This is a genomic window from Pseudomonas sp. GM80, assembly GCF_000282515.1.
GTDB lineage: Bacteria > Pseudomonadota > Gammaproteobacteria > Pseudomonadales > Pseudomonadaceae > Aquipseudomonas.
In genome coordinates this window covers 1-25,253 of record NZ_AKJD01000085.1, presented here as the reverse complement: position 1 = coordinate 25,253, position 25,253 = coordinate 1, and the positions used below count along the sequence as shown (strand labels likewise).

At 61.3% G+C, this 25,253-nt stretch carries 22 protein-coding genes; 9 read left to right on the top strand and 13 right to left on the bottom strand.

The genetic code is table 11. The features are described 5' to 3' along the window. Nucleotides 1-124: 124 nt before the first annotated feature. The 4 genes from PMI37_RS15000 to PMI37_RS14985 all read right to left on the bottom strand — a co-directional run bounded on the left by PMI37_RS15000 (nucleotide 125) and on the right by PMI37_RS14985 (nucleotide 6,079). Nucleotides 125-1,795: a ShlB/FhaC/HecB family hemolysin secretion/activation protein gene (locus PMI37_RS15000; protein WP_008082182.1), complete on the bottom strand. Its 1,671-nt coding sequence runs from the start codon at nucleotides 1,793-1,795 to the stop codon at nucleotides 125-127. A 133-nt stretch (nucleotides 1,796-1,928) separates the two neighbouring features. Beyond that, nucleotides 1,929-3,500: a collagen-like triple helix repeat-containing protein gene (locus PMI37_RS14995; protein WP_008082179.1), complete on the bottom strand. Its 1,572-nt coding sequence runs from the start codon at nucleotides 3,498-3,500 to the stop codon at nucleotides 1,929-1,931. Between the two features lie 369 nt (nucleotides 3,501-3,869). Next, nucleotides 3,870-4,724 carry a MaoC family dehydratase gene (locus tag PMI37_RS14990; protein WP_008082177.1) on the bottom strand — a complete coding sequence of 285 codons (855 nt, stop codon included), beginning with the start codon at nucleotides 4,722-4,724 and terminating at the stop codon, nucleotides 3,870-3,872. A gap of 2 nt (nucleotides 4,725-4,726) precedes the next feature. After that, complete coding sequence (locus tag PMI37_RS14985) at nucleotides 4,727-6,079, bottom strand: 3-oxoacyl-ACP reductase (RefSeq protein ID WP_008082175.1); 1,353 nt, start codon at nucleotides 6,077-6,079, stop codon at nucleotides 4,727-4,729. 232 nt (nucleotides 6,080-6,311) lie between these two features. Between PMI37_RS14985 and PMI37_RS14980 the strand changes: the two genes are divergently transcribed. From PMI37_RS14980 to PMI37_RS14970, 3 genes are all read left to right on the top strand, one after another. After that, the gene (locus PMI37_RS14980; RefSeq protein WP_008082173.1) at nucleotides 6,312-7,589 is read left to right on the top strand and encodes an acetyl-CoA C-acetyltransferase; all 1,278 of its coding nucleotides are present in this window, start codon (nucleotides 6,312-6,314) and stop codon (nucleotides 7,587-7,589) included. Between the two features lie 339 nt (nucleotides 7,590-7,928). Further along, nucleotides 7,929-8,825 carry a PA4780 family RIO1-like protein kinase gene (locus tag PMI37_RS14975; RefSeq protein WP_008082171.1) on the top strand — a complete coding sequence of 299 codons (897 nt, stop codon included), beginning with the start codon at nucleotides 7,929-7,931 and terminating at the stop codon, nucleotides 8,823-8,825. A 160-nt stretch (nucleotides 8,826-8,985) separates the two neighbouring features. Continuing rightward, nucleotides 8,986-10,194, top strand: coding sequence for an MFS transporter (locus tag PMI37_RS14970; protein ID WP_008082170.1), 1,209 nt, complete (start codon nucleotides 8,986-8,988; stop codon nucleotides 10,192-10,194). Here PMI37_RS14970 and cueR read toward each other — a convergent pair. From cueR to PMI37_RS14955, 3 genes are all read right to left on the bottom strand, one after another. Next, entirely contained in the window at nucleotides 10,148-10,561 is a 414-nt protein-coding gene (gene cueR / locus PMI37_RS14965) for a Cu(I)-responsive transcriptional regulator (RefSeq protein ID WP_008082169.1), read from the bottom strand. The genes PMI37_RS14970 and cueR overlap by 47 nt on opposite strands. Next, nucleotides 10,558-12,951, bottom strand: coding sequence for a copper resistance metal-translocating P1-type ATPase CueA (gene cueA, locus PMI37_RS14960; RefSeq protein ID WP_008082168.1), 2,394 nt, complete (start codon nucleotides 12,949-12,951; stop codon nucleotides 10,558-10,560). Before cueA ends, cueR begins: the two co-directional genes overlap by 4 nt. Before the next feature lie 244 nt (nucleotides 12,952-13,195). Next, nucleotides 13,196-13,579 carry a hypothetical protein gene (locus PMI37_RS14955; protein ID WP_008082166.1) on the bottom strand — a complete coding sequence of 128 codons (384 nt, stop codon included), beginning with the start codon at nucleotides 13,577-13,579 and terminating at the stop codon, nucleotides 13,196-13,198. Between the two features lie 148 nt (nucleotides 13,580-13,727). Between PMI37_RS14955 and PMI37_RS14950 the strand changes: the two genes are divergently transcribed. Further along, nucleotides 13,728-13,925, top strand: a complete 198-nt coding sequence (locus PMI37_RS14950) for a cation transporter (RefSeq protein ID WP_008082165.1) — start codon at nucleotides 13,728-13,730, stop codon at nucleotides 13,923-13,925. Between the two features lie 169 nt (nucleotides 13,926-14,094). Next, a complete protein-coding gene (locus PMI37_RS14945; RefSeq protein ID WP_008082160.1) occupies nucleotides 14,095-15,297 on the top strand; it encodes a multidrug effflux MFS transporter in 1,203 nt (400 codons plus the stop codon). Between the two features lie 6 nt (nucleotides 15,298-15,303). Here the strand turns inward: PMI37_RS14945 and PMI37_RS32040 are convergent, their stop codons facing one another. From PMI37_RS32040 to PMI37_RS14935, 3 genes are all read right to left on the bottom strand, one after another. Then, on the bottom strand, nucleotides 15,304-15,477 hold the full coding sequence (locus tag PMI37_RS32040) for a hypothetical protein (RefSeq protein WP_007914687.1): 174 nt from the start codon (nucleotides 15,475-15,477) through the stop codon (nucleotides 15,304-15,306). Between the two features lie 163 nt (nucleotides 15,478-15,640). Then, complete coding sequence (locus PMI37_RS14940; protein WP_008082159.1) at nucleotides 15,641-16,654, bottom strand: zinc-binding alcohol dehydrogenase family protein; 1,014 nt, start codon at nucleotides 16,652-16,654, stop codon at nucleotides 15,641-15,643. A 32-nt stretch (nucleotides 16,655-16,686) separates the two neighbouring features. Continuing rightward, nucleotides 16,687-16,980: a putative quinol monooxygenase gene (locus PMI37_RS14935; protein WP_008082158.1), complete on the bottom strand. Its 294-nt coding sequence runs from the start codon at nucleotides 16,978-16,980 to the stop codon at nucleotides 16,687-16,689. A gap of 119 nt (nucleotides 16,981-17,099) precedes the next feature. Here PMI37_RS14935 and PMI37_RS14930 point away from each other — a divergent pair, with 119 nt between their 5' ends. From PMI37_RS14930 to PMI37_RS14920, 3 genes are all read left to right on the top strand, one after another. Further along, complete coding sequence (locus PMI37_RS14930) at nucleotides 17,100-18,029, top strand: LysR family transcriptional regulator (RefSeq protein WP_008082157.1); 930 nt, start codon at nucleotides 17,100-17,102, stop codon at nucleotides 18,027-18,029. Between the two features lie 316 nt (nucleotides 18,030-18,345). Then, entirely contained in the window at nucleotides 18,346-19,080 is a 735-nt protein-coding gene (locus PMI37_RS14925; RefSeq protein WP_008082156.1) for an ArsR/SmtB family transcription factor, read from the top strand. Nucleotides 19,081-19,189: 109 nt separating this feature from the next. After that, the gene (locus PMI37_RS14920) at nucleotides 19,190-20,563 is read left to right on the top strand and encodes an MFS transporter (protein WP_008082154.1); all 1,374 of its coding nucleotides are present in this window, start codon (nucleotides 19,190-19,192) and stop codon (nucleotides 20,561-20,563) included. Between the two features lie 79 nt (nucleotides 20,564-20,642). On the opposite strand, the gene PMI37_RS14915 is transcribed toward PMI37_RS14920, so the two are convergent. The 3 genes from PMI37_RS14915 to PMI37_RS14905 all read right to left on the bottom strand — a co-directional run bounded on the left by PMI37_RS14915 (nucleotide 20,643) and on the right by PMI37_RS14905 (nucleotide 23,864). Then, on the bottom strand, nucleotides 20,643-21,596 hold the full coding sequence (locus PMI37_RS14915) for an adenosine deaminase (protein ID WP_008082147.1): 954 nt from the start codon (nucleotides 21,594-21,596) through the stop codon (nucleotides 20,643-20,645). A gap of 80 nt (nucleotides 21,597-21,676) precedes the next feature. After that, complete coding sequence (locus tag PMI37_RS14910) at nucleotides 21,677-22,642, bottom strand: 2-oxoglutarate and iron-dependent oxygenase domain-containing protein (RefSeq protein WP_008082145.1); 966 nt, start codon at nucleotides 22,640-22,642, stop codon at nucleotides 21,677-21,679. A gap of 148 nt (nucleotides 22,643-22,790) precedes the next feature. After that, nucleotides 22,791-23,864 (bottom strand): BMP family ABC transporter substrate-binding protein, encoded by a 1,074-nt coding sequence (locus PMI37_RS14905; RefSeq protein WP_008082143.1) that lies wholly within the window; start codon nucleotides 23,862-23,864, stop codon nucleotides 22,791-22,793. A gap of 275 nt (nucleotides 23,865-24,139) precedes the next feature. Between PMI37_RS14905 and PMI37_RS14900 the strand changes: the two genes are divergently transcribed. Beyond that, the gene (locus PMI37_RS14900) at nucleotides 24,140-25,231 is read left to right on the top strand and encodes a calcium:proton antiporter (protein ID WP_008082140.1); all 1,092 of its coding nucleotides are present in this window, start codon (nucleotides 24,140-24,142) and stop codon (nucleotides 25,229-25,231) included. The last annotated feature ends 22 nt before the right edge of the window (nucleotides 25,232-25,253 follow it).

Sequence of the window (25,253 nt, the reverse complement as noted above, 5' to 3'; positions counted from 1 at the left end):
GCTTGACCCACAAACCTGAGCCACCCCTGTAGGAACTGCCGCAGGCTGCGATCTTTTGATCTGGCTTTGTAAAAAAACAACATCAAAAGATCGCAGCCTGCGGCAGCTCCTACAGTGGTGTGTTTTAGAGTTGGTAGCTGAAGCTGATGCTGTAACGCGGCCGGCGGTTGAAGGTGTCGAGCGCTTCGTCGGACATGGCTTTCGCCGCTTCCAGGGCGATGTTGTAGTACTTGGCATCGCCAAAGCGCAGACCGATCGCTGCCGACGACAGGCTGTTGGCTTGTACCGGCAGTTCATTGAACCAGCTGCGCGAACGGTCCAGCACAACATACGGCTGCAGAATCCTCACCCAGTTACCGTCGCGGTTGAAGCTGTAGTTGACCTCGTACGCCACGCCCCAACCCTTGTCGCCGGACGCCTGATCATCCGGGTAACCGCGACCGAAATTCTGCCCGCCGAACACCGCGCGCTCGCTGTCGGGCAAGCTGTCGTCGCTCCAGTACAGCGCCGCCGATAACACGCCCTGCCAGTTGTCGAAGAACTTGTCGCTCTGTACCCCGGACAGGCGCACGCGGAAGAAGTCCAGATCAATGGCGCTGTTGTTGGTTTTTGCGCCCATGCTGTCCAGGCCCTGATACACGCCGCCACTCAAAATCCGCAGTTGCCGGGCGTCGGCTTTGCGCCAGTCGCTTTCGAAGGCGAGGGCGCGGATGTCGGTGCGCTCTTCGACGCTCAGCGGGTAGCCGATGACGTTGTAACGGGTCTTGTCGTTGACCGCATACAGCCGCGAACCGGCGGTGAGCAGTTCGTTGGAGGCGGCAATCAATGGCAGGGTGAAGCCGATCGAATAGCGGTCGTTCTCGCGATGTGGTTTGAGCTCCAGGCCATTGTTGAGCAGCACGTTGGTGCCGGGGTCGGCGCGATAACGGGAAGCCGACAACGCCAGTTGCGCGCCTTCGTCGTTGAGGAACTGGTTGTAGTCCAGACGGTAGTAATGTTCTTTGTCGTCGCCCGGCGGAAACAGTCCGCTGAGGGACAACTGCTCGCCCATCGACGTCTGCGAATTGCTGCTGATACCGAGCAGCGCCTGCGTGCCGTTGCGGTTGTCTTCAGTGGTGCTCAGCGTGCTGGTAAACGGCTTACGGCTGGCTTCGGCCACCAGGGTCGTCGCGCCGTCGGTGGTGCCCGGTGGTGGCACTTGGGCCTGAACGGTCACCCCGGGGATGCGCGTCATCAGCGTGGTGTAGCGCTCGAACGTCTTGCGCGTCAGCGGCCGCTCGGCCTGCATTTTCGCCGCCAGTTTGTCGAGCAGGCCTTTGACCCGGCCGATGTCACCCTGGATCTGGATATCGCGGACATAGCCTTCCACCAGCACCACGCGAGCTACGCCGTCATCAAAATTCTGCTGTGGCAGAAACGCGTAGGAGAGCAGGTAGCCGTCCTGCTGATAGCGCCGGGTGATGTTGCGCGTGGCTTCGATCAGGTCGGCGAGGCTGGTTTCGTGGCCAATCAGCGGTTTGTAATTGTCGGCCAGCTCGTTCAGTGGGTAGATCGTGCCGCCTTCGATTTGCACGGTCTTGAGGCTGATTTTGGTGCTCATCATCAACGGCTGCGCCGCGGTCGCACCGGCATCCGGTACTTGCACCGGGGCGGCGCTGGGGCGATAGGCGTCGGCCGGCAAGTTGGGCACGGGCAGGTTGCGGATGGTTTCGTTGCTGTTGAGAAAGCTGGGCAGGGTGTCGGCGAGGGCAGCGGAACTGAGGCTGAGGAACAGCAGGGACGCCATAACGCGCATAGGACACTCCATGGTCAGGTCGCAGCTCGGGGCTGTTTTTTCCTAAGAAAAAAGCGGAAGACTCGTGGGAATCTTCCGCCCTCAACCAAGCGTAGGCGCTGTAGGTGAGGCCGTCGAATCGGCCAGGTGCAATTTAGCGTTTGTTGCCACCAAGGGCGCCGGTTAGACCACCGAGCACACCACCCAGACCGCCACCGGTGGTGCCCCCGCTGGCACCGCCGTTGACCAGCCCGCCGACCGCGGTGACTGTGCTGCCGACGTTGGTTACCAGCCCACCGACGGCGGTAGTAACCGGATTGTTGGTGGCGGCAATCGCGCCACCGAGGTTGCCCACCGCACCGCCAACCTGGCTGGTGAGACCGGCGACTGGCGAGCCGATACCGGTGGCGGCGCCCAATTGTTGGGTCACGTTGGTGACGCCGCTGGTAACCGGGTTCAGCGCTGTGCCCAAAGTGGCGCCCACGGTGGCCAGTGGTGAAGTCGTAGCGGTGATCGGTGAGCCCGAGCCGCCCAGCACAGTGTTCAGCGAAGCGACGGTATTACCCAGACCGACAGCGCTGACGCCGCCGGCGCTGACCACGCCGTTGGTGTTGCCGGCATTCAGGCCTGCGCCGACGTTGACCACTGCACCACCGACAGTTTGCAGCAGACCGGTGCCGCCGAGGCCACCACCGAGGCCTCCGCCAACTCCGCCGCCAGAGCCGGAACCAGTGCCGTTGGATACCAGACCTCCAGCCTTGCCGACCGCAGTACCGGCATTGCTCAGTGCTCCGCCGAGGGTGTTGGTCAGGGCATTGCCGTTGCCAGCGTCAGTCACTTTGTCACCCACGCCGTTGACGGTATCGCCGACTTTCTGAATCACACCTTTGAGCGGATCGCCCAGACCGGTTGCGCTGCCGAGTTTGTCGGTGGTGCTTTCGACCATCGCAATGACCGGCACCAGACTGCCGCCGAGTTTGTTGGTCAGTTGGCTGGTCGGGCCATTGGTCAGGGTGGTGTCGAGGGTATTGCCAAGCATGGTGACTTTTTCGCCGACGCCGTCGAGCAGCGGCGCCACTTTGGTGACCACGCCACCGACCACGGGAACACTGCCGGTCGCCGTCGCCAGTTTGCCGCTGAGATCGGACACGCCGTTGCCGACATCGGTGACCACTCCGCCAACCGATGCAACCGTAGTGGTCAGGCCTTTAGGATCGGTCGCCAGTTTGCCGATGCCGTTGGCCACGCCGTCACCCAGGGTGGTGACCACGTTGCCAGCAGTGTTGGCGGCGCTTTGCACCACGCCACCGACCACCGGAACGGTGCTCAGGGAGTCGCCGATCTGGCCAACGCCATCGCCGACGCCGGCAACCGTGGTGCCGACATCCTGCACCAGCGTGGTGGTCACCAGCGGTGTCGGGGTTGGATTGGTTGGGTTGGTCGGATCGGTAGGATCCGTCGGGTTGGTTGGATTGGTCGGATCAGTTGGGTTGGTGCCGCCAGTGCCGCCAGTGCCGCCAGTACCACCGGTTCCGCCGGTGCCTGCGGTATCACCGGTGCCGCCAGTACCACCGGTTCCACCTGTGCCCGCAGTATCGCTGGACGGCGCAGAACTGCCGGAGCTGCTGTGATGGCCGCCACCGCCGCTGCTGCAACCGGTAAGGCCGAGGGAGAGAATCAATGCCAGCGCGATTGCTGATTTGCACCACACGTCTTGAGTTTTCATGATTGAGATTCCTTGCACCTGTCGCAACGTTCGTTGCCTTCGATGGCCTGCCGATCTGTCGCCGGCAATGCCTCGCCCGTTGCTGCAATCTCAGCCGATGGTGCGAATCCCACCATTCTCAAGTTGGTATTAACGCCTTTATATATAAGGCGCAGTGCAACGCCTAAGGACTAATACCCAAGGTATAAACGCGCAAAAAAAAGCCTTGAGAATCAAGGCTGGGTGTTTTCCATCGGTCGGGGCAGGGTGGGGAAAAACTTAAGTGATATACACACAATTAACAGGTCAGCCGCATCACTCTTCCGATGGCTAAGGTAAACCTGTGGCGAGGGCACAAGCTCCCTCGCCACAAAGAGCTGAGTGGAGGGATCAGGCAATCGGCTGCCATTGGCCGACCATGTGTTCAAGATCTTTCGCGCCGACCAGACGCAGTTCGCCACTGGAACCCGCAGCGCTCGCGAGCAATGTCACTTCACTCGGCAAACGCACCGGTTTGCGAAAGTGCACCGTTATCTCGACGTTGGCCTTGGGCAAATGATCGGCCAGCGCCGCGAGTGTTCGGGCCTTGTTCCACAAGCCATGGGCAATCGCCGTCGGAAAGCCAAACAGTTTGGCGCTCGCCGCACTGAGGTGGATCGGGTTGTAGTCGCCGGAAACCTTGGCGTACTGCCGGCCGATGTCCGCCGGGGCTTTCCAGTGCGCCACTTCCACCAGCGACTGCGCAGGTTCCCAGGCCTGCTCGACGGCCTCGCCCTCAAGCTTGACGCCGCGACAAAGCATCTGGCTTTCGGCCTCCCACAACGGCCCGAGTTGATCGTCCAGCGTGGTCAGCAGATCAAACGTCGCACCTTTGGGGTGCGGTTGCAGGTTATGCACGCGCACGCTGACCTGCGCTCGACTGATCGCGCCCATCGGCCGCAACACGCGAATGCGGTTGCTCAGGTGAATCAGCCCCAGCAGCGGAAAGGGGAAGTCCTTCGCCGTGAGTAATTGCATTTGCAGGGCGAAGGCGAGGATGTGTGGATACGTCGGCGGCAGCAGGCCATCGTCGGCAAAGCCACAGACTTTGCGATAGTCCGCCAAGCGCTTGCCGTCGACGTCGACCCAACAGCGCAAGCCGCTGTCGGGCAGTTGCGTGCCGGTTATTTTGCGCCGTGTCGCGGCCCGCGCGTACAGCCCGGGCAGACTCGGTTCACGGTCCAGCGTGTGCCATTCGATGCTCATGCTTACGCCCCCAGAACACTTTGCCCACAGACCCGCAACGCCTGCCCGGTGAACGCGCCGGTGCCCGGTTGCGCCAGCCATGCGACAGCTTCGGCGACGTCTTGCGGCAAGCCGCCCTGGCCCAGCGAACTCATGCGTCGCCCGGCTTCGCGCAGGCCGAAGGGGATGTGTGCGGTCATCTGCGTTTCGATGAAACCCGGCGCCACGGCGTTGATGCTGATGCCGCGTGGCAGCAGTGTCGGCGCCCACGCCTGGGCCAGGCCGATCAAGCCAGCCTTGCTCGCAGCGTAATTGGTTTGCCCACGGTTACCGGCGATGCCACTGATCGAGGCGAGCAGGATCACCCGCGCGTTGTCGCGCAACGTGCCGCTGTCGAGCAGGGCTTTGGTCAACACTTGCGGGGCGTTGAGGTTGACGGCCAGCACTGCATCCCAGAATTCCGGAGTCATGTTGGCCAGGGTCTTGTCGCGGGTGATCCCGGCGTTGTGCACCAGAATGTCGAGGCCGTCGGGCAACTGTTCGATCAGTTGGGCGCCCGCGTCTTCGGCGCAGATGTCGAGGGTGATGCTGCGTCCGCCAAGCCGTGCGGCGAGGGCGTCGAGATCGGTTTTCGCCGGCGGCACGTCGAGCAGGATCACCTCGGCGCCGTCGCGGGCCAGGGTTTCGGCGATGGACGCGCCGATGCCCCGCGCTGCGCCGGTGACCAGCGCCTTGCGCCCGGCCAGTGGCCGCGTCCAGTCGGTCACCGGCGTCGCGCAGGCGGTCAGGCGAAGCACCTGTCCGGAGACGAACGCACTTTTCGGCGAGAGGAAGAAGCGCAGCGGGCCTTCGAGTTGATCCTCGGCACCGTCACCGACGTAGATCAATTGCAGTGTGCCGCCGCTGCGCAATTCCTTGGCCAGCGACCGCGAGAAGCCTTCCAGCGCTCGTTGTGCGCTGGACGCAAACGGATCGTCGAGGGTTTCCGGAGCGCGGCCGAGAATCACCAAATGCGCGCTGTGCTCAAGGTTTTTCATCAACGGCTGAAAGAATTCACGCAACTGTTTGAGCTGGTCGGTGTGCTGCAACTCGCTGGCGTCGAACACCACGGCCTTGAGTTTCGGACCGTGGCCGGGAATCCATTCGGTGGCGCTCGCGGGCTGCTCGCCATAGCGGTAGATGCTCTCGGTCAAACGGTTGGCGAAGGCACTGACGCGTTCGGCCAGCGGCCCCCCGCCAATCAGCAGCGCGCCTTCCACCGGCCGCAGGCGTCCGGCCTGCCAGCGCTCCAGTCGCACCGGCGACGGCAGGCCCAGTGCCCCGACCAGGCGATGGCCGATGGACGAGTTGGCGAAGTCGATATAGCGGTCAGACATGGAACGCTCTCCAGAAGTTGGGGTTCAAAGTGTGGACTACCGACGGCAATCAATCGTTCGATCCACGCAATAAGGCCTACGCTAGAACAGCAGAGTAGACCACCGTCCCTGTGGGAGCGGGCTTGCCCGCGATGGCGGAGTGTCAGCCACTGAAGATATTGGAGGTGCTGGCCCCATCGCTGGCAAGCCAGCTCCCACAGGGTTCTATGTGAAATTTGAAAAGGAGTCATTCATGAGACAGCTGCGCCGCGTCGCGATCATTGGCGGTAACCGTATTCCTTTCGCCCGCTCCAACGGCCCGTACGCTACGGCCAGCAATCAGGTGATGCTCACCGCCGCCCTTGAGGGACTGATCGAACGCTACAACTTGCACGGCCAGCGCATCGGCGAAGTGGTGGCAGGCGCGGTGCTGAAATTGTCACGAGATATGAACCTGACCCGTGAATGCGTACTTGGCTCGCGGCTGTCGCCGGCCACCCCGGCCTATGACATTCAACAGGCTTGCGGCACGGGGCTTGAAGCGGCCCTGCTGGTGGCCAACAAAATCGCCCTCGGGCAGATCGATTGCGGCATTGCCGGCGGCGTCGACACCACCTCGGACGCGCCGATCAGCGTCAGTGAAGGCCTGCGCAAAATCCTCCTGCAAGCCAACCGCGCGAAGACCACCGGCGACAAACTGAAAACCTTCCTGCAACTGCGCCCGAAACACCTGATCCCGGAATTCCCGCGCAACGGCGAGCCGCGTACCGGCCTGTCGATGGGCCAGCATTGCGAGCTGATGGCGCAAACCTGGAACATCCCGCGTGAAGAGCAGGATCAACTGGCCCTCGACAGTCATCAAAAACTCGCTGCGTCCTACAGCGAAGGCTGGCACAACGACCTGATGACTCCGTTCCTCGGCCTGACCCGCGACAACAATCTGCGCCCTGACCTGACCCTGGAAAAGCTCGCTTCGCTCAAGCCAGCGTTCGAAAAAAGCGCCAAGGGCACGCTCACGGCGGGCAACTCCACGCCGCTCACCGACGGTGCTTCAGTGGTGCTGCTCGGCAGTGAGGAATGGGCCAAGGAGCGCGGCTTGCCGATCCTTGCGTATTTGCGCGATGGCGAGGCGGCGGCGGTGGATTTCGTCAACGGCGCCGAAGGCCTGCTGATGGCGCCGGTGTACGCGGTGCCGCGCTTGTTGGCCCGCAACGGGCTGACCTTGCAGGATTTCGATTACTACGAAATTCATGAGGCGTTCGCCGCGCAGGTGCTGTGTACGTTGAAAGCCTGGGAAGATCCTGAATACTGCAAAAGCCGCTTGGGCCTTGACGCTCCGCTAGGCTCGATCGACCGCAGCCGCCTCAACGTGAAGGGCAGTTCTCTGGCGGCGGGCCATCCCTTCGCCGCGACCGGTGGACGCATCGTCGCCAACCTGGCCAAACTGCTCGATGCAGCCGGCAAGGGCCGAGGCCTGATTTCGATTTGTGCGGCTGGCGGCCAAGGCGTCACCGCCATTATCGAAAGATGAATCGGACCTGTGGGAGCGGGCTTGCCCGCGATGAGGCCATCAGATTCGATCTCTGTATTGACGCTGCCACAGCCATCGCTGGCAAGCCAGCTCCCACAGGTTTGTAGGTCTGTGCCTGAGGACGCGTACCGGCGGATGTCAGATTCTGTCGCAAATGCCCTCGACGGCCGATAACAACAATCAAGGCCGGCTCGGCTATGATTCGCTGCGGTCGGTTTTTCGGCACAGTGTGTGCATTCACAGGTTCACAGGTCGGCAACCCTTCCCCGAGATGCGAGGATTGCCGTATAACGAGTGACATTCGCGTGTTTGGTAATAAAGGACCCACAATAAAAGCTGATGAAGACTCCAAAACGCATTGAACCGCTGATCGAAGACGGTCTGGTTGACGAGGTGCTGCGACCACTCATGAGTGGTAAAGAAGCAGCTGTTTATGTGGTGCGCTGCGGCAACGAGTTACGTTGCGCCAAGGTCTACAAGGAGGCAAACAAACGTAGTTTCCGCCAGGCAGCCGAGTATCAGGAAGGCCGCAAGGTGCGTAACAGCCGTCAGGCGCGCGCGATGGCCAAGGGCTCGAAATTCGGTCGCAAAGAGACCGAAGACGCCTGGCAGAACGCCGAAGTGGCGGCGCTGTTCCGTCTGGCTGGCGCCGGTGTGCGCGTGCCCAAGCCGTTCGACTTCCTCGAAGGCGTGCTGCTGATGGAACTGGTGGCCGACGAATACGGCGATGCAGCGCCGCGTCTCAACGACGTGGTACTGGAGCCGGATCAGGCCCGTGAGTATCACGCGTTCCTGATTTCGCAGATCGTGCTGATGTTGTGTACCGGTCTGGTGCACGGTGACCTCTCGGAGTTCAACGTGCTGCTGACACCGACCGGCCCGGTGATCATCGACCTGCCACAAGCGGTCGACGCTGCCGGCAACAACCACGCGTTCAGCATGCTTGAGCGTGACGTTGGCAACATGGCTTCGTATTTCGGTCGCTTTGTGCCGGAGTTGAAGAAGACCAAGTACGCGAAAGAAATGTGGGCGCTGTACGAAGCCGGCACCTTGCACCCGAACAGTGTGCTGACCGGCGAGTTCGACGAGCCGGAAGAGCTGGCGGATGTCGGCGGCGTTATCCGCGAGATCGAAGCGGCGCGGCTCGACGAAGAGCGCAAGCAGGCAATCCGTGCGGCGGACGACGAGCCAAAAGGCAAGTCCGAGGAACCGCCTCCACCCCCGTGGATGCAGTAACCGCATAAACAAAAACCCGGCCTCGGCCGGGTTTTTTGTCTTCAGAACACCACTAATCCCTTGTAGGAGCTGCCGAAGGCTGCGATCTTTTGATCCTGGCGATCGATCAGAAACACGATCAAAAGATCGCAGCCTGCGGCAGCTCCTACAAGGATCGTATGTGAGTACCTTACGCAACACACACCTGATTATTACGGCCCGGTTGATCTCCGATTTCGGCGCATTCCTCAATATGGTCGCGCTGGCGACTTACGTCTATTTGCTCAGCAACAGTGCCATGAGCGTCGGCATTTTCCTCGCCAGTCGCGTCGGCGGGGGGATTGTTGCCAGCCTGATCGGTACGCGGTTCTACCGCCGCTGGAATGGCCGGCTGCCGTTGATTGCGTTCGATCTGTTGCGCGCCTGCCTGCTCGGTTTGCTGCTGATCACCCCGGTCAGTCAACAAGGGCTGTTGCTGCCGGTGATCGCCTTCGGCCTGGGTTTTGGCAACTCGATGTTCGCCATTGGCCTGAACAGCCAATTACCGCGCTTGATCCCCGCCGATCAATTGCTCAAGGCCAACGCCTGGATCACCTCGGCCTCTTCGGCAGCGATGGTCGGTGGCAGTCTGGTCTCGGGCTTGCTGGTCGCAGCGTTTGGTTTTGAAACGGTGTTTGCACTGAATGCGCTGACCTATGTGCTGGCGGCGCTGTTGATTGTGCCGCTGCGCTTCGATGCTCCGACCGTCCATGAAGAATCTGCACGCGGTGAATGGTCAGCCCTCAAGCAAGGCCTGCGCGCGACGCCAGTGGTGGCCGCGATGCTCGCGGTAACGATGGCCGACACCTTAGGCAGCGCGGCGCACAACGTCGGTTTCCCGATCCTCTCTAAACTGCTCACACCTGATTCGGCGAGCACCACGCTGGGCCTGATGCTCGCCGTGTGGGCCAGCGGAAAATTGCTCGGCGCGCGGATCGCCAGCCGCCTGAAAGGCTCGGACAACATCAACCTTGAACGGCGGTTTTTCTTCGGTGTGGCGCTGATGTCCTGCGGCTTTATCCTGATGTTCCAGCAACACAGCCTCTACGGATTGCTGTTGTTCTCGCTGCCGGCGGGGTTGGGTGACGGCTTTTCCGAAGTCGGCCTGATGTCGCGCCTGCAACGTGAGCCGGAGCATTTGCGATTGCCGATTTTCAGCTTTTTAACCCTGCTGCAAATGACCGGATTCGGCATCGGCATGTTGATCGCTGCACCGTTTTACGCGTGGTGGGCGCCGGGTGCCGTGGTCCTGTTGTTCCACGGCATTCCGCTGTGCACCTTGCTCACGGTGAAAATGCTCGCCTTCAAGCGCGAGCGGGTTGCGCGCAGCAGCCCGACGCCAGTTCCTTGAGGATCGGGCAGTCCGGGCGATGGTCGCCGTTGCAGTGTTCGACCAGGTCTTGCAGGGTGTCGCGCAACTCGCCGAGTTCGCGGATTTTCTGGTTCAACTCGTCGATGTGCTGACGCGCCAGCGCCTTCACATCGGCGCTGGCGCGTTGGCGATCCTGCCAGAGGGTCAGCAGTTTGCCGACCTCTTCCAGAGAAAAGCCGAGGTCACGCGAACGCTTGATGAAGGCGAGGGTGTGCAGGTCATCGTCGCCGTAGACGCGATAGCCGCTGTCGGTGCGATGGGCCGCTTTGAGCAAACCGATCGACTCGTAATAGCGGATCATTTTCGCGCTCAGGCCACTGTGGTTGGCCGCTTGACCGATGTTCATCGGTGCTCCTCCAGATCCTTGGGTTTCCAGGTTTTCAACAGTAGCGCATTGCTCACCACGCTGACGCTCGACAGCGCCATCGCCGCCCCGGCCAGCACCGGGTTGAGGAAGCCGAACGCCGCCAGCGGAATGCCGATCAGGTTATAGACGAAGGCCCAGAACAGGTTCTGACGGATCTTCGCGTAAGTCTTGCGGCTGATCTCCAGCGCCGCCGGCACCAGCCGTGGATCGCCGCGCATGAGGGTGATACCCGCTGCGTGCATGGCGACATCGGTGCCGCCGCCCATGGCGATGCCGATGTCGGCAGCGGCGAGGGCCGGGGCGTCGTTGATGCCGTCACCCACCATCGCCACCACGCCGGTTTTTTTCAGCTCGGCGACGGTCGCGGCTTTGTCGGCGGGCAGCACTTCGGCGTGGACATTGCGGATGCCCAAGGCTTCGGCGACCACACGAGCGCTGCCACGGTTGTCGCCGGTCAGCAAATGGCTGTGGATATCTCGCGCGGCGAGTTGTTGCACCGCTTGCAGGGCGCCGGGTTTCAGGGTATCGCCGAAAGCGAACAAACCGAGCACTTTCGGTTCGGGGCTTTGCTCGATCAACCACGACAGCGTGCGGCCTTCGGCTTCCCAGGCTTGAGCGGACTCGCTCAGGTTGCCGGCGCTCAAACCACTTTCTTCGAGCATCCGCCGATTGCCCAGCGCCAGACGTCGGCCATCGAGATTACCAGCGATGCCGCGACCGGTCAGTGACTGGCTGTCGCTGACATCGGGCACCGGCAGATTGCGTTCTGCCGCCGCATCCAGCACGGCTTTGGCCAGTGGGTGCTCGCTACCGCGTTGCAGCGCGCCAGCCAGCGTCAGCAGGGTATTTTCGTCGCCATCCACCGCACTGAGGTGGGCGATGCGCGGCGTGCCGGAGGTCAGCGTGCCGGTCTTGTCGAACACCACGCTGCTGACTTCATGGGCACGTTCCAGGGCTTCGGCGTCCTTGATCAGAATGCCGTGGCGCGCGGCGACGCCGGTGCCGGCCATGATCGCCGTCGGGGTGGCGAGGCCGAGCGCGCAAGGGCAAGCGATAACCAGAACCGCAACCGCATTGATCAGTGCGGTTTCCAGCGGCGCGCCGTACAGCCACCAGCCAATCAACGTGGCCAAAGCAATCAGCAACACGGTCGGCACGAAAATCTGACTGACTTTATCCACCAGTTTCTGGATCGGCGCTTTCGCTGCCTGGGCGTCCTCGACCAGACGAATGATCCGCGCCAATACGGTTTCGGCGCCGAGCGCCTGAGTGCGTACCAGCAGGCGACCTTCACCGTTGATTGCGCCGCCGGTGACTTTGTCGCCCGGTTGTTTCGGCACCGGCAGACTCTCGCCGCTGATCAGCGCTTCGTCGGCGTGGCTCTGGCCTTCGATGACTTCGCCATCGACCGGGAAACGTTCACCGGGTTTGACCAGCACCAGATCGTCGAGACGCAGGGCGCTGATGGCGACGTCCTGTTCGCGGCCGTCGATCACTTGAATCGCCCGTTCCGGCCGCAAGGCTTCGAGGGCGCGGATGGCGCTGGCGGTCTGGCGTTTGGCGCGGCTCTCAAGGTATTTGCCGAGCAGTACCAAGGCAATGACCACCGCCGACGCTTCGAAATACAGATGCGGCATGCGCCCGGCGGCGGTGGCCCATTCATAAAGGCTCAAGCCATAACCGGCGCTGGTGCCGAGGGCGACGAGCAAATCCATGTTGCCGGCACCGGCCCGTACGGCTTTCCACGCAGCCACGTAAAACCGTGCACCGAAGATAAATTGCACCGGCGTGGCGAGGACGAATTGCGCCCACGCTGGCAGCATCCAGTGAATGCCGAACGGTTGCAGCAACATCGGCGCCACCAGCGGCAAGGCCAGGGCGATCGCGCAGATCAGCGCCCAGCGTTCGTGCTTCAGCTTCTGCTGTTGGTTATCGGTTTGCGGGTGTTCGGCTTGCCAGACGCTGGCGGAGTAACCGGCCTTGCTGACGGCGTCGAGCAGCGTCTGTGAGTCGACGTGACCGAGCAATTCGAGGTGCGCACGTTCGTTGGCCAAGTTGACGCTGACGCCTTTCACGCCGGGGACTTTGTTCAGGGCCCGCTCGACGCGACCGACGCAGGAAGCGCAGGTCATGCCTTCGATGTTCAGTTCGATAGTTTGCTGCGGGACGCTGTAACCGGCGCGTTCGACCGCTTCCATCAAGGCCGCAAGGCTGTCGCCGGGCGCCTGCACTCGGGCCTGCTCAGTGGCGAGATTGACGCTGACGGCACTGGCGCCGCTGACTTTGCTCAAGGCGCGTTCGACGCGCCCGGCGCAACTGGCGCAGGTCATGCCGGCAATCGGCAGATCGAACGTGATGGAATCGGACATCGGTCGTACTCCCTGTAGTAGATGCCTACAAGGATCAACCTTGCCATGCGGGCAAGGTCAAGCGCCAATCTTCTACCTTCAATGCGCAGACATTTTCAGGTGAAATTCATTGTGGCGAGGGGATTTATCCCCGTTCGGCTGCGCAGCAGTCGCTATCGGTCTAGCTGAAAAGAACGGGGCCGCTTCGCAGCCCAACGGGGATAAATCCCCTCGCCACATAGGCCTGCACACAATCTGGATTTTCTTAGTATTCGAGATCGGCGCGTTTCAGATAGACGCCTTCGGAATTCATCGCCAACCGATACTTCAACACGTCACCGGCATGCAGTTTGATCTCCTGCGAACCTGGCGCGAGCATGCCCGGATTGCAACCGGCGACCTGGCCCGGCAGCAACTTCAAACGCAGCGACACCGTGCCCGGCGGCAGGTTGAAGGAAATGCTTTGCTCCTGCAGCAGTCGCGCCGAGAGCTGATCCTGGATGTACACGCCGATCTCGCAGGAGGTCGACACTTCCAGGCGCTCGCGGGAAATGATCAGCACCGCGTAATCCTCGCCGGCGGCTTGCGCTTGGGGGAGGGCGGCAAAAAGGCTGAGGAAGCCAAACAGGCTGAAAACTGACCAGCGCATGGCTGAATCTCCTGAATTCGAGTCATTGATGCACGCAGCTTGGCCGAGCGCGGCGCCGATTGCCAGCCCGGCAGTTTATTCAAGAACTTGACCTTGCCATCGTGGCAAGCTCGACACTGCCGGCAACCTCACTCAAAGGAGTCATTCTATGCAAGTGTTCAACGTTCAAGGCATGTCCTGCGGTCACTGCGTCAAAGCCATCACCAACGCGGTGCAGGCCAAGGATCCGGCAGCCAGCGTGCGGGTCGATCTGGCGGCGAAAGAGGTTGGCGTTGAAAGTGCGCTGAGTGCCGAGCAGGTGATTGAGGTTATCAGCGTCGAGGGCTACGCCGTCAAACTCGCCTAGAAGCAAAAGATCGCAGCCTTCGGCAGCTCCTACAGGAGACGCATTCATGTAGGAGCTGCCGAAGGCTGCGATCTTTCGCTGTTTTTATAGTTAGCGAGCTATCGGAATGTTCAAGGCGTCCAGCCGCAGCTAGACTGTCGGGCTGCCGACTTGCCTACCTGGATGCCTGATGAACTTCCGTACCATTCTGATTCTCGGTGCCTTGACCGCCTTCGGGCCCTTGGCCATCGACTTCTATTTGCCTGCATTTCCCGCGATGGCACTGGCCTTCGGCACGGATGAGAAACATGTGCAGATGACCCTGGCGGCGTATTTTGCCGGCCTGTCGATTGGTCAACTGGCGTATGGCCCGGTGGCGGATCGCTTTGGACGGCGGATTCCGCTGCTGGTCGGTCTCGCACTGTTCACCCTGGCATCCCTGGCCTGCGCCTATGCACCGAACCTGGAATGGCTGATTGGTGCGCGTTTCGTGCAAGCGTTGGGCGGTTGCGCGGGCATGGTGATTTCCCGCGCCGTGGTCAGCGACAAATGCGACGCCGTTGGCTCTGCAAAGGTTTTTTCGCAGCTGATGCTGGTGATGGGTCTGGCACCGATTCTGGCGCCGATGCTCGGCGGTCTGCTGGTCAACACCACCGGTTGGCAGTCGATTTTCCTGGTGCTGACCGGTTTCAGCGCCCTGGCCGGCCTCGCGGTCGCGCTCGGTCTGCCGGAAAGCATGCCAGCGAGCATGCCTCGCCAACCGTTGTCCGGTGCTTTTCGCCAGTACGCGCGCCTGCTGAGTGATCGCGTCTATCTCGGCCATGCCCTGACCGGCGGCATCGCCATCGCCGGCATGTTTGCCTATATCGCCGGCTCACCGTTCATCTTTATCAAGCTGTATGGCGTGCCGGCTGAGCACTTCGGCTGGCTCTTCGGCACCAACGCGGCGGGTTTCATTTTGGTGGCGCAGATCAATGCGCGGCTGTTGGCCAAGCGCGGTCCGGCGTTTCTGCTGTCGCGGGCGGTGTGGGTTTATCTGGCGGCGGGGCTGACCTTGCTGGCGGTCAGCGCGTTGCACACCGCATCCCTGTGGCCGCTGCTGATTCCTTTGTTTATCTGCGTGTCCAGCCTGGGTTGCATCAGCCCGAATGCGGCCGCCTGCGCGATGAATGGCCAAGGCGCGCGCGCGGGCAGCGCCTCGGCATTGCTCGGCTGCATGCAATTCAGCGTCGCCGCCGGGGCTTCGGCGCTGGTCGGCGTGTTGCACGATGGCACCGCCGTGCCGATGGCCATCGTCATCAGCGTTTGCGGTTTGCTGGTGGTGTGCGTCGCGTTGCTCACCCGGCGCCTGCAAAATGCCCGGGCGCTGGCGCAAGCGCAGGCCGAGGCCTAAAAAACCTCAGCCGGCAGCGCGCTGCTGGCTGCGGTCGGGAATCTGATGGGGCGCGCAAAGTCGCGCTTCGAGGGTGCGGGTGAAGGCCAGTGCTTCGGCTTCACTGCGGAATGTCACGGCGTGTTGGTCCAGTCGAACCTGCCATTGAGACTTTGCCACTTCTTTTATCAGGATCTTCATTGCTGACCTCCCTTGCGTAAAAGATGTATCGCAGAGGCTTCGATTGTAGTCCTGAATACGATCGCAATTGTGACAAGGGTCAGCCATCTGACTGACGGCAAAAGGGGGCGCGCAGCCCCCGCCAGCCACTGTAGGAGCTGCCGAAGGCTGCGATCTTTTGCTCTTAGAAACTTTCTAAAACAATTTTCCCCTTGGCCTTACCGCTTTCCAGCAACTCATGCGCCCGACGCAGATTGGCCGCATTGATCATACCGAAGTGCTCACCCACCGTGGTCTTCAACGTCCCGGCATCAATCAGCTCAGCCACACGATTGAGCAGCTTGTGCTGCTCGATCATGTCCGGCGTCTCAAACAGCGAGCGCGTGTACATGAACTCCCAGTGCAGCGACAGGCTCTTGCGCTTGAGCTTGGTGATATCGAGCGACTTCGGATCGTCGATCAACGCCAGTTTGCCCTGCGGCGCCAGCGCCTCGACCAGTTGATCCAGATGCTGCTCGGTCTGGGTCAGGCTGGCGACGTGAGTGACGTTGTCGATCCCGGCGCGTTTCAGCTCTTCGCTCAGCGGTTGGCTGTGATCGATCACCAAGTCGGCGCCCAGCGCTTTGACCCAATCGCGGGTCTGCTCGCGGGAAGCGGTGCCAATCACCTTCAGCCCGGTCAACTGCTTGGCCAATTGCGTGAGAATCGAACCCACACCCCCGGCCGCGCCAACGATCAACAGGCTCTGGCCTTCATCGCTCTTGCCCTCGCGGATTTGCAGGCGCTCGAACAACAACTCCCACGCGGTGATCGCGGTCAGCGGCAGTGCAGCAGCTTCAGCAAAACCGAGGGATTTCGGCATATGGCCGACGATGCGCTCATCAACCGTGTGCAGCTCGCTGTTGCCGCCAGCGCGGGCAATGGAGCCGGCGTAGAAGACTTTGTCACCGGCCTTGAACAGCGTCACTTCACTGCCGACGGCTTTGACCACACCGGCGACGTCCCAGCCCAGCACTTTCGCCACGCCGTTTTCCGGCGCCACGTTCTGCCGCACTTTGGTGTCGACCGGGTTGACCGAGATGGCTTTGACTTCTACCAGCAGGTCGCGCGGGCCGGCGACCGGTTCTGGCAGTTCGATGTCTTGCAGGGCGTTGTCGTCGGTAATTGGCAGAGATGCGTAATAGGCAATGGCTTTCATGAGTGGCTCCGTACAGGTAATGGAAGAAGGAATCAGGCAATCGCGCCGAGGCGCTTGAGCTCGAAGTGTTCGATGGTCTGGCCGGCAGTGGCCTGGAAGTGCAGGAAGTGCGCGCTGGCGTTGTGCGCCTGGAGAATTTCTTCACTGGCCCAGTGTTCGATCACATAGAAAATCTGCGGGTCGGCGAGATCGCGGTGCAGGTCGTACTGGCTGCAACCGTCTTCGGCGCGGCTCGGTGCAACCAGTGCGCGCAGGCCCTGTTCGAGAAGATCCTGTTGGCCGGGTTTGGCGATCAGGGTGGCGATGGCGGTGAATGGCTGGGACATGCTCGGCTCCAGAGACGCGGGATGAATTCGATGGGCAGATGATTGGCTATTTCTCTGCAAGATAAAACCGGCTAAAAGAGCAGTCTCTTTCAATATTTTTTTGATAATCGAGGCTGGGAATGCTGCGTTTCGATGACTTGCAGTTGTTTGTCCGGGCGGCGGATCTGGGCAGTCTGTCGGCGGCAGCGCGGGTGATGGACATGTCCGCCGCCGTGGCCAGCGCGGCGTTGAAGCGCATCGAGCAGCAACTCGGCGCGCGTTTGCTGGCGCGTTCGACGCGTAGCTTGCGCCTGACCGCCGAGGGCGAAGGTTTTCTCGAATATGCCCGGGCGGCCCTGAGTAACCTTGATGAAGGCCGGCGTCTGCTGGCCAGCGGGCAGGATCAGGTCAGCGGAGTCTTGCAGTTGTCGGCGCCGTCGGACTTCGGTCGCAACCTGCTATTGCCGTGGCTCGATGAATTTCAGCGCGAGCATCCAAAACTGACCGTGCGGCTGTTACTCGGTGACCGCATCGCCGACCTGTTTCGCCAGCCGGTGGACATCGCCTTGCGTTATGGCGAGCCGGAAGATTCCAGCCTGGTTGCATTACCCATCGCCCCGCATAACCGTCGCGTGCTGTGCGCCTCCCCGGCATACCTGGCCCGTCACGGTGAACCGCGCCAACTCGAACAACTGGCTCAACATAATTGCCTGCTGTACATGCTCGGCAGCCGCGTGCATGACCATTGGAGTTTCCATGACGGCAAGCGCGAAGTCGGCCTGACCGTCAGTGGCGACCGCTTCAGTGACGATGCCGACGTGGTGCGTCTCTGGGCGGTGGCCGGGGCCGGGATCGCCTACAAGTCCTGGCTCGACGTGGGCGCCGATGTCCTCGCCGGTCGCCTGAAAGTGCTGCTGCCCGAACTGTTGTGTGAGCGCGCACCGCTGAATTTGTTGTGCGCCCATCGCGCTCAATTGAGTAAGCCGGTGAACCTTTTGAGGGAAATGCTCGCCAGCCGATGCGCTGAATTGAGTAGTCAATTTCCCGCTTTCTCGAAAGTTGATCATTAGTCGCAGGTAAATAGAGAAATTTCACTCAGCAACAATCACCACCTGCGCAGGCCCCGGCGCGGGACGCGGCAGGTAACACGCTTATACTAGCGACCGCCTCATGCCCGCACTGACACCCGGGCCTGCAGACCTTTGTGCCCAGTCGCCCGGGTTTGATTGACGGGCGCGCAACTGCCGCGATCGAGCGCCGCAGCAGGTTGCGTCAGTGGCCTGCGTGGCCCCGGTTCATGGCGTATTTCGCGTCTTGGCCGACGACTCATTACTGGTCAAGATGTCCGCGAGCAGTAGACGATACGATTCAACAGGGAGTGAATATATGGAACATGCACCTTGCATCAGCCAGATCGCCACGTTGCTGGCTGACCCCAAGCGCAGCGCGATGATGTGGGCGTTGATGGACGGCTCGGCCCGGCAAACCGAGGAACTGGCGTTGCTGGCGGGGCTGTCGCCGTCATCCGCCAGCGCTCACCTGACGCGGCTGGCCACGGGGGGCCTGTTGAAAGTCGAAATGCGCGGTCGCAAGCGGTTTTTCCGGCTCTCGGCTCCCGAGGTCGGGGCAGCGATAGAGGCGTTGGCCAGCGCTACCATTGCCAGTGCACCGCGCGACATCCCCGCCGTGTTCAAGCGTTCCACACCCATTGCCAGGGCGCCGGCAGCACCGTCGTCATTGTTGCGCGCACGTTTCTGCGATGACCATTTGGGCGGCACGCTGGCCGCCGATCTGTACCAGCGCCTGCTCGATGCTGGCTGGATCGAACAGATCGAGCAACGGGTCGTGGTCACGCTCAAGGGCTCGACGCAACTGGCCAAGCGTGGTGTGTTTATCCAGGCGCTGGCCCACCGCAATGTGCAAGTGGCTTGCGCCTGTCCGGACTGGAGCGAAAGACGCCCGCACATGGGCGGCACGCTTGGTGCGGCGTTGTTGCAGTTGTTCATGCAGTCCGGCTGGCTGACCTTGCCTCACGATTCCCGTGCGCTGCAATTGACCGCCACCGGGCAGCGCGAAATCCATCGATTCGCCAAGGAGACCGAGCTGGAAATGGCGTTGTAGAGCAATCGTCGCGTCGCCCACGACTGCGAACAGGTCGCATCCAGCACGAGCGCCTGAACGCTATCGCGCACACTCGATCCGGGGACTTTTCGGATGGGGGAGAGGCGGCATGGATACTCGAAGCTTCAGTGCGGCAGAGCGGCTGGAACGCCTGCCGATCAGCGGTTATCACCGGATCATTTTCATCATCATTGCCTTGGCATTTTTCTTCGATTCGATGGACCTGGCGATGATGACGTTCCTGCTCGGCTCGATTAAGGCCGAGTTCGGTCTGAGCAGCGCGCAGGCCGGGCTGCTCGCCAGTTCGAGTTTTTTCGGCATGGTGCTGGGCGCGTCGCTGTCCGGCATGCTCGCCGACCGCTTCGGGCGTAAACCGGTGTTTCAGTGGAGCATCGTGTTGTGGGGCGTGGCCAGTTACCTGTGCTCGACGGCGCAAACGGTCGAGGCACTGACGCTGTTCCGCATCCTGTTGGGGATCGGCATGGGCATGGAGTTCCCCATTGCACAGTCGATGCTCTCCGAGCTGATTCCGGCGCAGCGGCGCGGGCGCTACATCGCGTTGATGGACGGCTTCTGGCCGTTGGGGTTTGTCGCGGCGGGCGTGCTCTCGTACTTCCTGCTGCCGCTGATTGGCTGGCGCGACATCTTTTTGGTGTTGGCGATACCGGCGGTGTTTGTGTTGGCGATCCGTTTTTTCATTCCCGAGTCGCCGCGCTGGCTGGAACAGGCTGGGCATGATGAAGCGGCGGACAAGGTGTTGAACGGCATCGAAGCGCGGGTGCGATCCTCGCTGGGTGGTGTGGCGCTGCCAGAACCGATTCGCTTGCCGCGCACCGTGACGCCGCCGGGCAACTTCTTTTCGGCGCTCAAGCAGATCTGGTCGCCGCAATATCGCCAGCGCACGACGATGATCTGGAGCCTGTGGTTTTTCGCCCTGCTGGGGTTTTATGGGCTGACGTCGTGGCTGAGTGCGCTGCTGCAACAGTCGGGTTTTGCCGTGACGCAGTCGGTGTATTACACGGTGCTGATTTCGCTGGGCGGGATTCCCGGATTTTTGATGGCGGCGTGGCTGGTCGAGCGCTGGGGGCGTAAACCGGTGTGCATCGTCACCTTGCTCGGCGGCGGGGTGATGGCGTTTCTGTATGGGCAGAGCGCGGTGTTCGGCGGCAACGTGGCGCTGCTGATCAGCACCGGGTTGTTGATGCAGTTTTTCCTGTTCGGCATGTGGGCCGTGCTCTATACCTACACGCCGGAGTTGTATCCGACTTCGGCGCGCGCGACGGGCTCGGGGTTTGCCTCGGCGATTGGCCGCGTGGGCTCGCTGCTCGGGCCGTTGGTGACCGGGTTGGTGTTCCCGATTACCGGGCAGGGCGGGGTGTTTGCGCTGGGCGCGGCGTGCTTCGCGATTGCGGCGGGGGTGGTGTGGTTGTTCGGGATGGAGACGCGGGGTAAAACCCTGGAGGAACTGACCGAGGTCGTCTGAAAAGATCGCAGCCTGCGGCAGCTCCTACAGGGTTATGTGTACACCTGTAGGAGCTGCCGAAGGCTGCGATCTTTTGCTTTTAGGGTTTTACCAGGCGCGCATCGAGGCTGTTTTGCGCCAGGCGCTTGGCCTGATCCTGAGTCATGCCCAAATGCTCATGCAGCGCGTAGAAGTTCTCGGTCACGTAACCACCGAAATACGCCGGGTCATCGGAGTTCACCGTGACCTTCACGCCACGCTCGAGCATGTCGAGAATGTTGTGCTGCGACATGTGATCGAACACGCAGAGTTTGGTGTTCGACAACGGGCACACGGTCAGCGGGATCTGCTCGTCGATGATCCGCTGCATCAGGCGCTCGTCTTCGATGGCGCGTACGCCATGGTCGATGCGCTGGATTTTCAGCAGGTCGATGGCTTCCCAGATGTACTCGGGCGGGCCTTCTTCGCCAGCGTGGGCAACGGTCAGGAAGCCTTCGTGACGGGCACGATCGAACACGCGCTGGAACTTGCTCGGCGGGTGGCCCATTTCGGAACTGTCGAGGCCGACAGCAACAAACGCGTCACGGAACGGCAGCGCCTGATCAAGGGTTTTCTCCGCTTCTTCTTCGCTCAAGTGGCGCAGGAAGCTGAGGATCAAACCGCTGGTGATACCCAGTTGCTGCTCGCCATCCTTCAGTGCCGCGGCGATGCCATTGAGCACCACTTCAAACGGGATGCCCCGGTCGGTGTGGGTCTGTGGGTCGAAGAACGGTTCGGTGTGAATCACGTTCTGTGCTTTGCAGCGCAGCAGGTACGCCCAGGTCAGGTCGTAGAAATCCTGCGAGGTGCGCAGTACATCGGCGCCCTGGTAATACAGGTCGAGGAATTCCTGCAGGTTGTTGAAGGCGTAAGCCTTGCGCAGGGTTTCCACGTCATTCCACGGCAGCGCGATCTTGTTGCGTTCGGCCAGGGCGAACAGCAGCTCGGGCTCCAGCGAGCCTTCCAGGTGCAGGTGCAGTTCAGCCTTGGGCAAGGCGTTGAGCCAGTCGTACATATTCTTTTCTCATCAGGTGCAATGGCGGCATTCTACAGATGCTCGCCGAAACAATTGGCAAAACCTGACCAAGCGATCCATCAAACGGCTTCCTGCTCACGGCGATAAGCGTAGGTATCGGCGAAGCGCGACAGCAGGAATTCGGCACAAGTGGTCGTCGGATATTTCGCTGGATGCTGTGCGTCCTGACAACCGGGCAGGCATTCGATGCGCGTGTCCGGGTGCGGCTCGGCGAAGAACGGCATCGAATAGCGATCCACGCCCAGCGGGCTGATCACCCGGTGCGGGGTCGAGCGATAACGATCATTGCTCCAGCGCGCCATCATGTCGCCGAGGTTGACCACGAAAGTGCCGTCGATCGGTGGCGCGTCGATCCATTCGCCTTTGACGTTTTTCACTTGCAGGCCGCCGGCGCTGTCCTGATAGAGCAGGGTGATGCAGCCGTAATCGGTGTGCGCACCGGCGCCTTGCTGCTCGGCGGAGCTGGCGGTGTGGCGCGGGGGGTAATGGATCATGCGCAGCACGCTGACCGGATCAACGAAGCGGCTGTCGAAGAAATCGCGTTCGATGTCGAGGGCGAGGGTCATAGCGCGCAGCAGGGTTTGTGCGAGGGCTTGCATGTCGAGGTAGTGCTGCTCCATCAAGTCTGCCCATCCCGCTTGCGCTGGATGACGGTTCGGCCCGCGCAGCGGTTTTTCCGCGAGTACATCGGGATGCTCGGCCGGCAGGTGCAGGCCCATGTCGAAGGTTTCTTTGAGGTCGCTGGGTTTGCTCGGGTCGAGTTGCTCGGTGGCGATGGCGCCGTAACCGCGATGGTGGCGGGTCTGGGTGATGTCGATCTTGAGTTTTTCTGCGGCGGGCAGGGCGAAGAAGCGTTGGGTGTGATCGAGCACGGCGGCGATGCGCTGCGCTGAAATCGGATGACCCTTTATGTAGAAAAAACCCCATTCGCGGCAGGCCAGGTCAATTTGTTCAGCCACGGCAGGCCAGGCGTTTTCGTCGTCGGAATAGAGCGGGCTGATGTCGATGATCGGAAGCTGATCCATACACAATCCTTGAAAAGTACGGGAGATCGTTCCCACGCTCCGCGTGGGAATGCCTCAATGGACGCTCTGCGTCCGCTTTTGGCAGGGACGCGGAGCGTCCCGGGCGGCATTCCCACGCAGAGCGTGGGAACGATCTGGGTCAGGTGGGTTACTTCGGCATCTCGGCCTTCATGCCTTCAACGTAGTAGTTCATCGACGCCAGTTCCGCATTCGTCGCACTCACGCCCGCTGGGATTTTCTCGACCCCGGCCTGATCCTTGATCGGCCCGGTAAACGGCTGGAACGCACCGCTCTTGATGTCAGCAATAATCTGCTCGGCCTCGGCTTTCACCGGCGCTGGCACCAGATCGCTGATCGGCAGTTCAACCGTACCTTCCTTCAACCCGCCCCAGTAATCCTGCGATTTCCAGGTGTGATCGATCACGCTCTGCGTCGCCTGAATATAGTGCGGCGCCCAGTCGTTGACGATCGAGGTCAGCACTGCTTTCGGCCCAAAGTGCGCCATGTCCGAGGCATAACCCACCGCGTACACGCCACGACGTTCTGCGGCCTGAATCGGCGCCGGGCTGTCGGTGTGCTGGAACACCACGTCGACGCCCTGATCGATCAACGCGTTGGCCGCATCCGCTTCCTTGCCCGGATCGAACCAGGAGTTGACCCACACCACTTTGATCTCGGTGCCCGGGTTGTATTTGTTCAAGGCCAACTGAATCGAGTTGATGTCGCGGATCACCTCGGGGATCGGGAACGAGGCGACGTAGCCGATTTTCTTGGTCTTGGTCATTTTGGCCGCGAGGAAGCCGCCGACGTAGCGACCTTCGTAGGTGCGCGCCAGATAGGTGCCGAGGTTCTTGTCCTGTTTGTAGCCGGTGGCGTGTTCGAAGGTCACCTTGGGAAACTGCTTGGCGACTTTCAGCGTCGGGTTCATGTAGCCGAAAGAGGTGGTGAAGATCAGGTCGTAATTGTCCTTGGCCATGTTGCGGATCACCCGCTCGGCGTCGGCGCCTTCGGCGACGTTTTCCACATAGTTAGTGGTGATCTGATTGCCGAACTTCTCGGCGAGTGCCTTGCGCCCCTGCTCATGCTGATACGTCCAGCCGTGGTCACCGATCGGGCCGATGTAGACGAAACCGACCTTGAGCGGATCGGCAGCGCTGGCACTCAGGCTGATCCCCAGACCGAGGGCGGCGCACAGCAGTTTGTGCAGCGGACGTATTTGCATGAATTCGAACTCCATTTTGTTGTGTGTGGTCAGGGCCAATGCAAATTGCTGACCAACAGGACAACAAACAAAAAAGATCGCAGCCTTCGGCAGCTCCTGCATGGGAATGCGCAACCTGTAGGAGCTGCCGAAGGCTGCGATCTTTTCAGCGCCAGAACCAACGCAGTGCAAGTTCGCGAGTTCACGCCATTGCTTGGTGCGCTAAGGTGTAACGAAACGTTAGCGCCGCCCCGCAGTCAGTAGCTCATTCGCACTCTTCGGCAAAAAGGCCCGTTATGCTCACCATCCTCAAGCAAGAAAGTTTTCTGCTACTGGCCGTCATCGCTGCGTGCGTCGCCTATCCGTTGGAACACTGGATGCTGCACAGCGGCCAGATCGTCGCGCTGACTGCCGGCCTGGTACTGATCGCCTTCATCGTCGCCGCCTCGATGCGCGTCGCCCATCACGCCGAATTGCTCGCGGAAAAGGTCGGCGACCCTTACGGCACGATGATCCTCACACTCGCGGCCGTGCTGGTCGAAGTGGTGATTCTGGCGATCATGATGAGCAACGAAGCGTCGCCCACACTGGTGCGCGACACGATCTATTCGGCGGTGATGCTCGACATCAACGGCATCCTCGGCCTCGCCGCGCTGATGGGCGGGATCAAACACGGCGAACAGTCCTACAACGACGATTCGGCGCGCAGCTACAGCGTGATGATCCTCACCGCCATGGGCGTGTCGATGGTGGTTCCGGAGTTTATTCCTGAGGCCAACTGGAAGATTTATTCGGCGTTCACCATCGGTGCGATGGTGGTGCTTTACGCGCTGTTTCTGCGCATGCAGGTCGGCCCGCACAGTTACTTTTTCAGCTACAGCTATCCGGATAAACGCCGCAAGAAAGAACCACAGGACGCGCAGGTGAAAGCACCGAGCATCGGCCTGTCGATCGGCATTCTGGTGTTTGGCATTGTGGTGATCGGCGCACTGGCCGAAGTGATGTCGAAGACCCTCGATCTGGGTCTGGAAGGCACGGGCGCGCCGCCGGTGATCACGGCGATTCTGGTGGCGGCCATTTCAGCCGCGCCGGAGATTTTGACCGCGTTGCGCGCAGCGTTGGCCAACCGCATGCAGTCGGTGGTGAACATTGCGATGGGCGCGTCGCTGTCGACGGTGATTCTGACGGTGCCGGTGATGGAAGCGATGGCGCTGTATACCGGCCAGCCGTTTCAGATGGCGATGACGCCGGTGCAGACGGTGATGATTTTCCTGACGTTGATCGTCAGCGCGATCAACCTCAATGACGGCGAAACCAATGCCATCGAAGGCATGACGCACTTTGTGCTGTTTGCGACGTTCATCATGCTGTCCCTGCTCGGCCTTTGATTTGATCGTTCCCACGCTCCGC